Origin of the sequence: Klebsiella pneumoniae (genome assembly GCF_000742135.1) — a bacterium.
Lineage (GTDB): Bacteria > Pseudomonadota > Gammaproteobacteria > Enterobacterales > Enterobacteriaceae > Klebsiella > Klebsiella pneumoniae.
Genome location: NZ_KN046818.1, coordinates 1,490,754 through 1,503,995 on the forward strand (window position 1 = coordinate 1,490,754; position 13,242 = coordinate 1,503,995).

14 protein-coding genes are annotated in these 13,242 nt (G+C 58.5%); 8 read left to right on the forward strand and 6 right to left on the reverse strand.

Going from position 1 to position 13,242, the window contains the following annotated elements; genetic code table 11:
* The first annotated feature begins 19 nt into the window (after positions 1-19).
* The 8 genes from potF (at position 20) to DR88_RS18015 (ending at position 8,214) form a co-directional block, all read left to right on the forward strand.
* Positions 20-1,132, forward strand: a complete 1,113-nt coding sequence (gene potF / locus DR88_RS18050) for a spermidine/putrescine ABC transporter substrate-binding protein PotF (protein WP_002896368.1) — start codon at positions 20-22, stop codon at positions 1,130-1,132.
* 163 nt (positions 1,133-1,295) lie between these two features.
* On the forward strand, positions 1,296-2,429 hold the full coding sequence (gene potG / locus DR88_RS18045) for a putrescine ABC transporter ATP-binding subunit PotG (RefSeq protein WP_002896370.1): 1,134 nt from the start codon (positions 1,296-1,298) through the stop codon (positions 2,427-2,429).
* A gap of 10 nt (positions 2,430-2,439) precedes the next feature.
* Positions 2,440-3,393 (forward strand): putrescine ABC transporter permease PotH, encoded by a 954-nt coding sequence (gene potH / locus DR88_RS18040; RefSeq protein ID WP_004147755.1) that lies wholly within the window; start codon positions 2,440-2,442, stop codon positions 3,391-3,393.
* On the forward strand, positions 3,390-4,235 hold the full coding sequence (potI, locus tag DR88_RS18035; protein WP_002896372.1) for a putrescine ABC transporter permease PotI: 846 nt from the start codon (positions 3,390-3,392) through the stop codon (positions 4,233-4,235). The genes potH and potI overlap by 4 nt, the downstream gene beginning before the upstream one ends.
* A 57-nt stretch (positions 4,236-4,292) precedes the next feature.
* Positions 4,293-4,781 (forward strand): YbjO family protein, encoded by a 489-nt coding sequence (locus DR88_RS18030; RefSeq protein WP_002896376.1) that lies wholly within the window; start codon positions 4,293-4,295, stop codon positions 4,779-4,781.
* Positions 4,782-4,822: 41 nt separating this feature from the next.
* Entirely contained in the window at positions 4,823-5,950 is a 1,128-nt protein-coding gene (rlmC, locus tag DR88_RS18025) for a 23S rRNA (uracil(747)-C(5))-methyltransferase RlmC (RefSeq protein WP_004147758.1), read from the forward strand.
* 78 nt (positions 5,951-6,028) lie between these two features.
* Positions 6,029-6,745 carry a response regulator transcription factor gene (locus tag DR88_RS18020; protein WP_002896380.1) on the forward strand — a complete coding sequence of 239 codons (717 nt, stop codon included), beginning with the start codon at positions 6,029-6,031 and terminating at the stop codon, positions 6,743-6,745.
* Positions 6,742-8,214 (forward strand): sensor histidine kinase, encoded by a 1,473-nt coding sequence (locus DR88_RS18015; protein ID WP_004147759.1) that lies wholly within the window; start codon positions 6,742-6,744, stop codon positions 8,212-8,214. The genes DR88_RS18020 and DR88_RS18015 overlap by 4 nt, the downstream gene beginning before the upstream one ends.
* An 86-nt stretch (positions 8,215-8,300) precedes the next feature.
* Here DR88_RS18015 and artJ read toward each other — a convergent pair whose 3' ends face one another.
* The 6 genes from artJ to DR88_RS17985 form a co-directional block, all read right to left on the reverse strand.
* Entirely contained in the window at positions 8,301-9,032 is a 732-nt protein-coding gene (artJ, locus tag DR88_RS18010) for an arginine ABC transporter substrate-binding protein ArtJ (RefSeq protein ID WP_002896384.1), read from the reverse strand.
* 183 nt (positions 9,033-9,215) lie between these two features.
* The gene (gene artM / locus DR88_RS18005; protein WP_020323879.1) at positions 9,216-9,884 is read right to left on the reverse strand and encodes an arginine ABC transporter permease ArtM; all 669 of its coding nucleotides are present in this window, start codon (positions 9,882-9,884) and stop codon (positions 9,216-9,218) included.
* The gene (gene artQ, locus DR88_RS18000) at positions 9,884-10,600 is read right to left on the reverse strand and encodes an arginine ABC transporter permease ArtQ (protein WP_002896386.1); all 717 of its coding nucleotides are present in this window, start codon (positions 10,598-10,600) and stop codon (positions 9,884-9,886) included. The genes artM and artQ overlap by 1 nt, the downstream gene beginning before the upstream one ends.
* Positions 10,601-10,606: 6 nt before the next feature.
* On the reverse strand, positions 10,607-11,338 hold the full coding sequence (gene artI / locus DR88_RS17995) for an arginine ABC transporter substrate-binding protein ArtI (protein WP_002896390.1): 732 nt from the start codon (positions 11,336-11,338) through the stop codon (positions 10,607-10,609).
* Positions 11,339-11,358: 20 nt separating this feature from the next.
* The gene (gene artP, locus DR88_RS17990) at positions 11,359-12,087 is read right to left on the reverse strand and encodes an arginine ABC transporter ATP-binding protein ArtP (protein WP_002896392.1); all 729 of its coding nucleotides are present in this window, start codon (positions 12,085-12,087) and stop codon (positions 11,359-11,361) included.
* 226 nt (positions 12,088-12,313) lie between these two features.
* Positions 12,314-12,829, reverse strand: a complete 516-nt coding sequence (locus DR88_RS17985) for a lipoprotein (RefSeq protein ID WP_002896394.1) — start codon at positions 12,827-12,829, stop codon at positions 12,314-12,316.
* Positions 12,830-13,242: the final 413 nt, after the last annotated feature.

Here is a 13,242-nt window from a genome sequence, read left to right on the forward strand (position 1 = left end):
GTTGAGAAGGAAAAGAGATATGACCGCCTTTGGTAAAAAATGGTTAACAGGTCTGGTTACGGGTGCGCTGATGGCCGTCTCTGCCGGTTCGCTCGCCGCCGAACAAAAAACCCTGCATGTTTATAACTGGTCTGATTATATCGCGCCGGACACGGTAGCGAATTTCGAAAAAGAGACCGGGATTAAAGTGGTGTATGACGTTTTTGATTCCAACGAAGTGCTGGAAGGCAAATTAATGGCGGGTAGCACCGGTTTCGACCTGGTGGTGCCGTCGGCAAGCTTCCTCGAACGCCAGCTGGCGGCGGGCGTGTTCCAGCCGCTGGATAAAAGTAAGCTGCCCAACTGGAAGAACCTTGACCCCGAAGTGCTGAAGCTGGTCGCCAAGCATGACCCGGAGAATAAATACGCCATGCCTTACCTGTGGGCGACGACGGGCATTGGCTACAACGTGGATAAGGTGAAAGCCGTTCTCGGCAAAGATGCGCCGGTGGACAGCTGGGATCTGGTGCTGAAGCCGGAGAACCTCGAAAAACTGAAAAGCTGCGGCGTCTCCTTCCTCGACGCGCCGGAAGAGATTTTCGCCACCGTGCTGAACTACCTCGGCAAAGATCCGAACAGCAGCAAAGCGGATGATTACACCGGCCCGGCGACCGATCTGCTGCTGAAGCTGCGGCCGAACATTCGCTACTTCCACTCTTCGCAATATATTAACGACCTTGCCAATGGCGACATCTGCGTGGCGATCGGCTGGGCAGGGGACGTCTGGCAGGCGGCCAACCGCGCGAAAGAGGCGAAGAACGGCGTCAATGTCTCCTACTTTATTCCGAAGGAAGGCGCGCTGGCGTTCTTTGACGTCTTTGCCATGCCGGCCGACGCGAAGAATAAAGATGAAGCCTATCAGTTCCTTAACTATCTGATGCGTCCGGACGTCATCGCCAAAATCAGCGACCAGGTGTTCTACGCCAACGGCAACAAGGCTTCCACGCCGCTGGTCAGCGAGACTATCCGTAACAACCCGGCGATTTATCCGCCAGCGGATGTGTTCGCCAAACTGTTCACGCTGAAGGTGCAGGATCCGAAGATTGACCGCGTGCGCACCCGCGCGTGGACCAAAGTGAAGAGCGGCAAATAATTCCTGACGGCCCGTCGAATACGGGCCAAATCAGATCTGCACTCGCCGGGAAATAGCAGCGCGCCCGGCGAGCAGAAGCACCAGGATGGTGCAAATGCACTGTTAAGCACGAAGTATGGCACCGGACCATATGGTGATCGTTTTTTTGCCGGAGAGCACCCGATTGAACGACGTAATGCCCCGCCCACAGGCGAAAGCCCCAAAAGCGCTGACCCCGCTACTGGAAATCCGTAACTTAACCAAGTCGTTTGATGGCCAGCATGCGGTCGACGACGTCAGTCTCACTATCTACAAAGGCGAAATTTTTGCTCTGCTGGGCGCGTCAGGCTGCGGGAAATCGACGCTGCTACGCATGCTGGCGGGCTTTGAACAACCGACCGCCGGGCAGATTATGCTCGACGGCGTGGATCTGGCGCGCGTGCCGCCCTATCAGCGGCCTATTAATATGATGTTCCAGTCCTATGCCCTGTTTCCCCATATGACCGTTGAGCAGAATATTGCCTTCGGCCTGAAGCAGGACCGCCTGCCTAAGGCGGAAATCACCGCCCGGGTGCAGGAGATGCTGGCCCTGGTACATATGCAGGAGTTTGCCAAACGTAAGCCGCACCAACTCTCAGGCGGCCAGCGGCAGCGCGTCGCGTTGGCGCGCAGCCTGGCGAAACGGCCCAAGCTGCTGCTGCTTGATGAACCGATGGGGGCGCTGGATAAAAAGCTGCGCGATCGCATGCAGCTCGAGGTGGTGGATATTCTTGAGCGCGTTGGCGTGACCTGCGTGATGGTGACCCACGATCAGGAAGAGGCGATGACCATGGCGGGCCGTATCGCCATCATGAATCGCGGCAAGTTTGTGCAGATTGGCGAACCGGAAGAGATTTACGAGCACCCGACCACCCGCTACAGCGCCGAGTTTATCGGCTCGGTGAACGTCTTTGAAGGGCTGGTGAAGGAGCGTCTGGAAGACGGTCTGGTGCTAAGCTCTCCGGGACTGATGCATCCGCTGAAGGTCGACCCCGACGCCTCGGTGGTGGACAACGTGCCGGTCTGGGTGGCGCTGCGTCCGGAGAAGATCATGCTGTGCGATGAACCGCCGGCGGACGGCTACAATTTTGCCGTCGGCGAGGTGATTCATATCGCCTATCTGGGGGATCTCTCTATCTATCATGTGCGCCTGCAAAGCGGGCAGATGATCAGCGCCCAGCTGCAGAATGAACACCGCCATCGGAAAGGGACGCCCACCTGGGGCGATGAGGTGCGTTTATGCTGGGATGCTGACAGCTGCGTTGTGCTGACGGTGTGAGGAGAGGGCGATGAATACCGTTGAATCCCCGTCAGGGGCGAAAAAACCGGGCGGCTTCGCGCTGTGGGCGGCGCGCCTGCAGATGGCGCATGGCCGCAAGCTGGTGATTGCGCTGCCCTATCTGTGGCTGATCCTGTTGTTTATGCTACCGTTCCTGATCGTGTTCAAGATAAGTCTTGCCGAGATGGCGCGGGCGATCCCTCCCTACACCGAGCTAATGGAGTGGGCGGACGGCCAGTTGACGCTGACGCTTAACTTTGCCAACTTCCTGCAGTTGACTGACGATCCGCTCTATTTTGAAGCTTATCTCCAGTCGCTGCAGGTGGCGGGTATCTCGACGATCTGCTGCCTGCTGCTGGGCTATCCGCTGGCCTGGGCGGTGGCGCACAGCAAGCCGTCGACGCGTAATATTCTGCTGCTGTTGGTGATCCTCCCGTCGTGGACCTCGTTTTTGATCCGCGTCTATGCCTGGATGGGGCTGCTGAAGAGCAACGGGGTGTTGAATAACTTCCTGCTGTGGTTAGGGGTTATCGATCAGCCGCTGGAGATCCTGCACACCAACCTGGCGGTGTACATCGGTATCGTGTATGCCTATCTGCCGTTTATGGTGCTGCCTATCTACACCGCGCTGACCCGCATCGACTATTCGCTGGTGGAGGCCTCGCTGGATCTCGGCGCCCGGCCGCTGAAGACCTTCTTCCAGGTGATCGTCCCGCTCACCAAAGGCGGCATTATCGCCGGCTCCATGCTGGTGTTTATCCCGGCGGTCGGCGAGTTCGTGATCCCGGAACTGCTGGGCGGGCCGGACAGCATCATGATTGGCCGCGTGCTGTGGCAGGAGTTCTTTAACAACCGCGACTGGCCGGTCGCCTCGGCGGTGGCGATTGTCATGCTGCTGTTGCTGATCGTGCCGATCATGTGGTTCCACAAGCACCAGCAAAAACAGATAGGAGAGCAGGGATGAACGACTTGCCGGTAGTACGCTCGCCGTGGCGCATTCTGATCCTCGTGCTCGGATTCACCTTCCTCTACGCCCCGATGCTGATGCTGGTGATCTACTCGTTCAACAGCTCGAAGCTGGTAACGGTCTGGGCCGGATGGTCGACGCGCTGGTATAGCGAACTGTTCCACGATGATGCGATGATGAGCGCGGTAGGATTGAGCCTGACCATCGCCGCCTGCGCGGCGACGGCGGCGGCGATCCTCGGTACCATCGCCGCGGTGGTGATGGTGCGCTTTGGGCGTTTTCGCGGCTCCAACGGCTTCGCGTTTATGATCACCGCGCCGCTGGTCATGCCGGACGTGATCACCGGTCTCTCGCTGCTGCTGCTGTTCGTGGCGCTGGGACATGCTATCGGCTGGCCGTCGGACCGCGGCATGTTGACCATCTGGCTGGCGCATGTCACCTTCTGTACCGCCTACGTGGCGGTGGTGATCTCCTCGCGCCTGCGCGAGCTGGACCACTCCATTGAAGAGGCGGCGATGGATCTTGGCGCTGCGCCGCTGAAGGTCTTCTTCGTCATCACGCTGCCGATGATTATGCCAGCGGTGATCTCCGGCTGGCTGCTGGCCTTCACGCTGTCGCTGGATGACCTGGTGATCGCCAGCTTTGTCTCCGGTCCCGGGGCCACGACCTTGCCGATGCTGGTCTTCTCCAGCGTGCGCATGGGGGTCAACCCGGAGATCAACGCCCTGGCGACGCTCATCCTCGGCGTGGTCGGTATTGTTGGTTTTATCGCCTGGTATTTGATGGCCCGCGCAGAAAAGCAGCGAGTGCGCGATATCCAGCGTGCAAGACAAGGCTGAACCACCTAAAATCGGTACAGCAGCCTCCGGTCGGCGCCACCCTGTGGCGCCGTTTTCATGGAAGACATTACGTTGGGATTGTTTACGAAAACTCGCTCATCGCATGCCCGCCTTAACGTCCCTGCGCTGGTGCAGGTGGCGGCCTTTGCTATTATTTTGATTCGTGGCCTGGATCTGCTGATGATCCTTAATCTGTTGGGCCTGCAGGGGCTGAACGAATTCATACACCGCAGCGTTCAGACCTGGAACTTGACGCTGGTCTTCCTCGGCAGCCTGGCGCTGGTGTTTATCGAAATCTGGTGCGCCTTCTCGCTGGTGAAAGGGCGCAACTGGGCGCGCTGGATCTATCTGCTGACGCAGATTATCGCTGCCGGCTACCTGTGGGCGGCGTCGCTGGGCTACGGGTATCCGGAGCTGTTCAGCATTCCCGGGGAATCAAAACGAGAAATTTTCCACTCGCTGGTGATGCAAAAACTGCCGGATCTGCTGGTTCTGACGCTGCTGTTCGTGCCGGCGAACTGCCGTCGCTTTTTCCGCCTGCAATAACGGTGATACAATCCCCGCCCCTGGATTTTTGAAGGTCAATTATGCATTGCGCACTCTACGACGCCGGCCGTTGCCGCTCCTGTCAATGGCTGGAGCGGCCGGTCCCGCAACAGCTCGCCGATAAAATGGCCGATCTGCGCACGCTGCTGGCGGCGATCCCGGTCGCAGCCTGGGGCGAGCCGGTCAGCGGGCCGGAGGCGGCTTTCCGTAACAAGGCTAAAATGGTGGTCAGCGGCAGCGTTGAGCGTCCGCTGCTGGGGATGCTGCACCGCGATGGCACTCCGGTGGACCTCACCGACTGCCCGCTCTATCCCGCCGAGTTTGCCCCGGTTTTTGCTGCCCTGAAGCCCTTTATCGCCCGCGCCGGGTTAACACCTTACAACGTCGCGCGCAAACGCGGGGAGCTGAAATACCTGCTGCTGACCGCCAGCCAGCAGGGGGAGATGATGCTGCGCTTCGTGCTGCGCTCAGAGGCCAAGGTGGCTCAGCTGCGCGCCGCGCTGCCGTGGCTACAGGCACAGCTGCCGCAGCTCAGCGTGATTACGGCGAATATCCAGCCGGTGCATATGGCAATCATGGAAGGCGAGCAGGAGATCTTCTTCACCGAACAGCAGGCGCTGGGGGAGGTCTTTAATGAGGTGCCGCTGTGGATCCGCCCGCAAAGCTTCTTTCAGACCAATCCGGCGGTAGCCAGCCGGCTGTACGCCACGGCCCGCGACTGGGTGCGCGCGCTGCCGGTCCAGCATATGTGGGATCTGTTTTGCGGCGTTGGGGGATTTGGCCTGCACTGCGCGACGCCGACGATGCGCCTGACCGGTATCGAGATCGCCCCGGAAGCCATCGCCTGCGCCAGACAGTCAGCCGCGCAGCTGGGGCTCAGCAATCTGCATTTTCAGGCGCTGGACTCCACGCAGTTCGCCACTCACGAAGCGGATGCCCCGCAGCTGGTGCTGGTTAACCCGCCGCGCCGCGGTATTGGCGCTGAACTATGCGACTATTTAAGCCGCATGGCGCCGCCCTATATTATCTATTCCAGCTGTAACGCCCGCACCATGGCGACCGATATCGCTCGTCTTAGCGGCTATCGCGTTGAGCGGGTCCAGCTGTTTGATATGTTCCCCCACACCGCCCACTACGAAGTGCTGACCCTGCTGGTCCGCGAAGTTTAAACAAAATGTGAAGGCTTTGCGCCGCTGAAATCGGGTAAGCTTGAGGCAGCATGTTTTGTTATTGGTGGGGGGAATCTAATGGCCAAAACCATTCTGCTGGTGGAAGATGACGAGGATATAGCCACGCTGCTGCGGCTCAATCTTCAGGATGAGGGCTATCAGATCGTCCATGAAGCCGACGGCGGCCAGGCCCTCGCCCGGCTGGAGACGCAGGTCTGGGATGCGGTGATCCTCGATTTGATGCTGCCCGGCGTCGATGGTCTGGAGATCTGCCGGCGTATCCGCCAGATGACCCGCTACCTGCCGGTGATTATCATCAGCGCTCGCACCAGCGAAATGCACCGCGTGCTGGGCCTGGAGATGGGCGCCGACGACTATCTGGCGAAGCCCTTTTCACTGCTGGAGCTTATCGCCCGCGTCAAAGCGCTGTTTCGTCGCCAGGAGGCGATGGGGCAGAATCTGCTGATGGACGCCGGGCGCCTGTCCTGCCATGGCCTGAGCATCGACCCGCTGTCGCGCGAAGTGAAGCTGCGCGGCGAGACGGTGGACCTCACGCCGCGTGAATTCGACCTGCTGTATTACTTCGCCCGCCACCCCGGGGAAGTGTTTTCCCGCCTGGCGCTGCTGGAGCAGGTCTGGGGATATCAGCACGAGGGCTATGAGCATACCGTCAATACCCATATCAACCGCCTGCGCAGTAAAATCGAACGTGACCCGGCCGAGCCGGACATCATTCTTACCGTCTGGGGAAAAGGCTATAAGTTCGCCCCGGTGACGCAAGAGGCCGCCCCGTGATCCGCCGCCTGAGCCTCAGCCAGCGTCTGGCGCTGGTGGTGGTTTCCCTGCTGATGCTATGCGCGGTGGCGGTATGCGCCGTCCAGTTACACAGCAGCGCGCAGTATGGCAACGCCATGGTGCAGCGTCTGTCGTCCGGGCTGGCTCAACAGATTGTCGCCCGCGAGCCGTTGCTGGACGCCCACGGCGAGGTCAACCGGCAAACCCTGAAGTCGCTGTTTGACCGACTGATGACCTTTAATCCCAGCGTGGAGCTCTATCTGCTGTCGCCGGATGGCGACCTGCTGGCCGATGCGGCGCCGCCGGGCCATATCCAGCGCCAGCGTATCGACATGGCGCCGGTGCAGGCTTTTCTCACCGGCAGTGCGTCGCCGGTGTATGGCGACGATCCGCGCAGTCCCGACGGACGAAAAGTCTTCAGCGCCGCCCCGCTGCGCGTCGACGGCCAACTGCGCGGCTACCTGTATATCATTTTGCAGGGGGAGACGTTTAATCAGCTGGCGGCCGACGCCTGGCAAAAAACGCTGTGGAGCATTGTTCTGTGGACGCTGCTGCTGGTGGCCCTGTTTGGCCTGCTGGCAGGGGGGCTGGCATGGTTCTGGGTCACCCGGCCGGTCCGCCTGCTCACCGCCCAGGTGGCGGCGAGCGGCCAGGACAGCATCAGCGCCATCAAAACCCTGGCGGCCCGCAGGCCGGAGCCCCGGCCTGGTAACGAGGTGGCGGTGCTCGAGAACCGCTTTATTGACCTTGCCCGGCAGATTGCCGATCAGTGGGATCGGCTGGCCGACAGCGATCGCCAGCGCCGTGAATTTGTGGCCAATATCTCTCACGATTTGCGCACGCCGCTGACTTCGCTGCTGGGGTATCTGGAAACGCTGACCCTGAAGGATGAATGGCTGACCGCCGAGGAGCGCAGGCAGTATCTCACCATCGCCCTGCGCCAGGGGAACAAAGTGCGCCATCTCTCGCAGCAGCTGTTTGAGCTGGCGCGACTGGAGCATGGCGGCATTAAGCCGCAGCGCGAGCGTTTCGCGATGGGGGAGCTGATTTCCGACGTGGCGCAGAAGTTTGAATTAACTGCCCGCACGCGCGAGGTGAACCTGCATATTGATGTACCGGGACCGCTGCCGCTGATTAACGCCGATGTGTCGATGATTGAGAGGGTGGTGACCAACCTGCTCGATAACGCGATGCGGCATACTCCCGTCGGCGGGGAGATCCGTCTGGCGGTCTGGCAGGAGAATCAACAGCTTCAGGTCGAAGTGGCAGACAACGGAGCGGGTGTCGATGCCGCGCTGCGCAACGATCTGTTCCAGCGGCCGTCGGCGTTGTCTACCCAGGCATCGCGGGAGGATCGCGGTGGGTTAGGGTTGCTGATTGTGAAACGAATGCTGGAGCTGCACGGGGGCGATATCAGACTGGTGGAGTCGGTAAGCGGGGCGCGGTTCAGGTTCTTCGTGCCACTTTGAGAAATCGCCGGGTGGCGGCTACGCCTTACCCGGCCAACGGGGAAGAGCGGTGGCCGGGTAAGCGCAGCGCCACCCGGCGAAAAAAGTTACTCCGGGAACCACTGGTTGCTGATTTTCTGGTAGGTACCGTCGGCCTTAATCGCTTTCAGCGCGGCGTTCAGTTTCTCCAGCAGCGCCTTGTTATCCGGGCGCACGGCAATGCCGAGTCCGGTGCCGAAGTATTGCGGGTCGGTCACTTTCGGCGTGGCTGCCCCCAGCTGCGGGTTAGTTTTCAGCCATTCGTTGACCACCGCGGTGTCGCCGAACACGCCGTCGATACGGCCATTTTTCAAATCGATAATCGCATTCTGGTAGCTGTCATAGGCGACGGTCTTCACCTCAGGATGCTTATCCTGCAGATATTTCTGGTGGGTGGTGCCGTTTTCCATGCCGATCCGTTTGCCTTTCAGGTCATCGAAAGAATGGAACGCATCTTTTTTGGCGATCACCAGCGCCGAGTTGGCGTAGTACGGGTCGGTGAAGGCCACCTGCTTGCTCCGCTCCGGCGTAATATCCATTCCGGAAATCACCGCATCATATTTCTTGAACTTCAGCGCCGGGATCAGGCTGTCAAACGCGTGGTTGGTAAAGGTACATTCTGCCTGCATTTGTTTGCACAGCGCGTGGGCCAGATCGATATCAAAGCCGACAATCTGATTATTAGCGTCCATCGATTCAAACGGCGGATAGGTTGCGGAGACGCCAAAGCTGATTTTTTCCGCGGCAGCGGCGCCGAACGCGAAAGAGGTGAGCAATGCAGCCAGAACTAACTTTTTCATCGTGGAACTCCCGTCTGTCAATCTTATGATTATTCACCGTGTCTGCGGCATAGAGTGACAATGCCATTAAATGAATTTATATGCAATAAAAATGATTAAGTTTTTTTATCTTCATAAAAAAAGGCGGACAGGTGTTAGACTTGTCCGCCTTGCTGTTTGCTTTTTATGCAATATGCTCAGGTGCTAGCTACGTCGCTCGAAGGCCAGCGCTTTGCGTTCCACCAGGCGCATCAGCAGCGTCAGCAGTCCATTAACGATGAGATAGATAATCCCGGCGGCGCCGAACACCATCACGTCGTAGGTGCGTCCATACAGCAGCTGGCCGTGGCCCATCACTTCCATCAGCGTGATGGTGTAGGCCAGAGAGGTACTCTTGAAAACCAGCACCACTTCGTTGGAATAGGACGATAGCGCACGCTTAAAGGCGTACGGCAGCAGGATCGCCAGAGTATCCTTTTTACTCATCCCCAGCGCGCTGCAGGACTGCCATTGCCCGTCGGGGATCGCCCGGATGGCGCCATAAAATAGCTGAGTGGTGTAGGCGGCGCTGTTGAGCGACAGAGCGATCAGGGCGCACAGCCACGGCTCGGAGATAAGATGCCACAGCCACGGATAATCCTGCAGCGAAGGAAACTGTCCCGGGCCGTAGTAGATCAGGAAGATCTGCACCAGCAGCGGCGTACCGGTAAACAAGGTGATATAGCCGCGCACTATCCATACCAGCCCCGGCGTCTTCAGGGTCAGGATAATGGTGAAGATCAGCGACAGGATCAGCGCCACGATAATCGACGCCACGGTCAGCGTCAGGCTGGTATGCAGTCCTTTCAGCAGTTCGGGTAAATAGTCGAGCATCAGCCTGGTCTCCGTTCGAAGCGCGTCGCACGCTGGTCAATCCGCTTAAGGATGTATTGACTCAACAGGGTGATGACGAGATAGATTGCCGCCGCAATGATATACCAGTTAAAGGGTTCCTGAGTGCGGGTGGCGATGCTTTTGGTCTGCAGCATCAGATCGTTGACGCTGATCAGGCTCACCAGCGCGGTGTCCTTCAGCAGCACCAGCCACTGGTTACCGAGGCCGGGCAGGGCATGGCGCCACATCTGCGGCATCACCAGACGGAAGAATATGGCCGCTTTCGACAGCCCCAGCGCCTGGCCGGACTCCCACTGGCCCTGCGGAACCGCTTTCAGCGCGCCGCGCAGCGTTTGCGAGGCGTAAGCGGCATACAGCAGCGACAGGGCGATCGCCCCGCAGAGGAACGGGCTGACGTCAAAGTTCTCAATCTGCATCTGCACCGGGATCTGCGTGAACCCGAGCGGGATGGTGAAACCGTCAGAGAGCGTCAGCAGCAGCTGGGAAGAGCCGAAATAGATAAACAGCACCACCAGAATTTCCGGTAGCCCGCGCAGGATGGTCACTATGCCGGTTGCAAGCCAGGCTACCGGGCGCCATTTCACTGACTCCAGTACCGCAAAGAGCATCGCCAGGACCAGGCCGATGACGAGCGCGCAAACGGCAAGGCCGACGGTCATCCCGGCGGCGCTTGCTAATGGAAAAATTTCGTTCATTCAGTCTTACTTCTGGAACCATTTGTTATAGATGGTCTGGTAAGTGCCGTCTTTCTTCACTTTTTCCAGCGCAGCGTTAAATTTCTGCTGCAGGTCGGTGTTGCCCTGACGTACGGCAATGCCCAGCCCGGTGCCGAAATAGGCTTTGTCGGTCACTTTATCGCCCACGGCCGCCAGCTTCGGATTGCTCTTCAGCCATTCGGTCACCACGGCGGTGTCGCCAAAGACCGCGTCGATACGACCGTTCTGCAGGTCCAGCTTCGCATTCTGGTAGCTGTCGTAAGGCACGGTAGTGATTTCCGGATGTTTATCGGTGATGAATTTCTGGTGGGTGGTGCCGTTCTGCACGCCCACTTTTTTGCCCTTCAGCTGGTCAATGCTGGTGAACTTACCCTGCTGGCCGACGAACAGCGCCGAGTTGTCATAATACGGGGTAGAGAACAGCACCTGCTTTTCACGCTCCGGCGTGATGTCCATCCCGGCCATGACCGCGTCGAAACGGCGGAATTTCAGTCCCGGGATCAGGCTGTCAAAGGCCTGATTGGTGAAGGTACAGGTGGCGTCGATCTCTTTACACAACGCGTTCGCCAGATCGACATCGAAACCGACGATCTGGTTGTTGGCGTCCACCAGCTCAAACGGAGGATAAGAGGCCTCGGTGGCGAAACGAATGGTCTGCGCGGCGGAAGCGGAGAGGCTCATGCCTGCGAGCAGGGCGGCAATCAGTACTTTTTTCATCGTCATTTCCCCGAAAAACATCAATGTGAAAGATAGTTTTTAAACGCGTCAGTTTGCGGATGCGTGAAGCAGGAGGCATCCCCTTGCTCGACGATATGGCCATTTTCCATATACACCACCCGGCTGGCCGTCTTGCGCGCCACTTCAACTTCGTGGGTGACGATAACCTGGGTAATGCCGGTTTCAGCCAGCTCGCGGATGATGCTGACGATCTGGGCAGTGATTTCCGGGTCGAGCGCCGCGGTAGGCTCATCGAACAGCAGAACCTGCGGCTCCATCATCAGCGCGCGGGCGATGGCCACCCGCTGTTGTTGGCCGCCGGATAAATGCAGCGGGTAACGATCGCTGTACGGCTTCAGACGCAGGCGCTCCAGCAGCTTCTCTGCGCGAGCCAGCGCCTGATCCTTGCTTAACCCCAGTACGCGACAGGGGGCCTCGATCAGGTTCTGCTGTACCGTCAGGTGCGGCCACAGGTTGTATTGCTGGAAGACCATGCCGACGTTCTGACGCAGTTCGCGAATTGCTTTATCGGACGGCGCTCTGGTGAAGTCGAATTGGTTGCCGGCGATGGATAACGAACCGGACCGCGGCATCTCCAGCAGGTTGAGTACGCGCAGCAGCGAGCTCTTCCCGGCACCGCTGGGGCCGAGCAGCACCAGCGTTTCCCCCTGCGGGCAATCCAGCGTGATGTCGAACAGCGCCTGGTGTGCGCCGTAGAAGCAATTAATGCCGTTTAGTTTAATACTCATCTGGGCAGTCTGATACGAATAGCTATTGAGGCCGCAAATACTACCTTTGGCAGAATAGTTATGCAATATTTATGCGTTAAAAGTTAAATCTAAACCACGTTTAGCTTTAAAGTTAGCACAAAATATGGCCTGGTGGGTGAGGGGGGCGCAAATGTCGGCATTCCTGGGGCGAATACCGACATTTTACCGGGGTTATCGTTTCAGCGGCGTCGCTTCAACTCCGGAATCAGCGTTTCTCCAGACTCTGTCGCAGCGTCCCGGCTGGCGCATGGCTGTTGTTGCCGAGATAGCGAACGTCATCGACGGCCCAGCACTGGCCTTCCTGGATCATCAGCACTTCATCTTTCCAGCTCTGGGTGCCCTGTTTCAGATCGACGCGCAGCGGAATATTGCGCGCATCGCGGTTCGGGATGGTGGAGGCGCTGGCGACCACGGCGCTGTCTGCCGGGGTGCTGCTGCTGGAGAACGGATTAGCCTGCAGTAATTTGCTGTTGGCGGGATCCTGGCGGGCGTCATTGAGTAACTGCGCCAGGCCGTCGCTCAGATAGGGGCGCAGCGCCGCCGGATCCTGAGTACGATTCTGGATCTGGGTGTCGTAGAATTTTTGCGCTACGTCGTCAGGGCCGCCTTCGACGCAGGGGCCGCTGCGGGTGCCATTATCTTTATAGGCCGGGGTGACGGTCGTACAGGCGCTGAGCGCCAGCGCGCAAGGGAGAAGTACAGCAAAAAGTTTGTAGCGCATGATGATTTCCTTATAAGCGAACTACGTTTTCAGTTTCCGTTAAAGCATAGCGTATAGCGTGCGGATTGTACTTGACGCAAAGAGCTAAGACCTTGATGTGGCTACAGCCTTAGGGCGGGAAATCGGCACGGGGATGACAGAATTCCGTCAGGCGCTAAAAGGCAGGGCAGTATAAAAATAAACTTAATTTTCCCGTGAACAAGAAATATTACCCCGTAAAATAGGGAAATGGCTCTTGAAAGATAAGGGTAATTATTTCTTATTATAGATGCGAGTGGCGACGTGCATTTTTTTATCCGTATTACCGGAGGAGGGGACAATGACGCCCCCCTTGTTCATTTGTTTTTTTAATCAGCTCTTCACGGGCATCGTTGGATGCGGTTTGACCAGTAGAGGAAATGGCGCCGATTTTG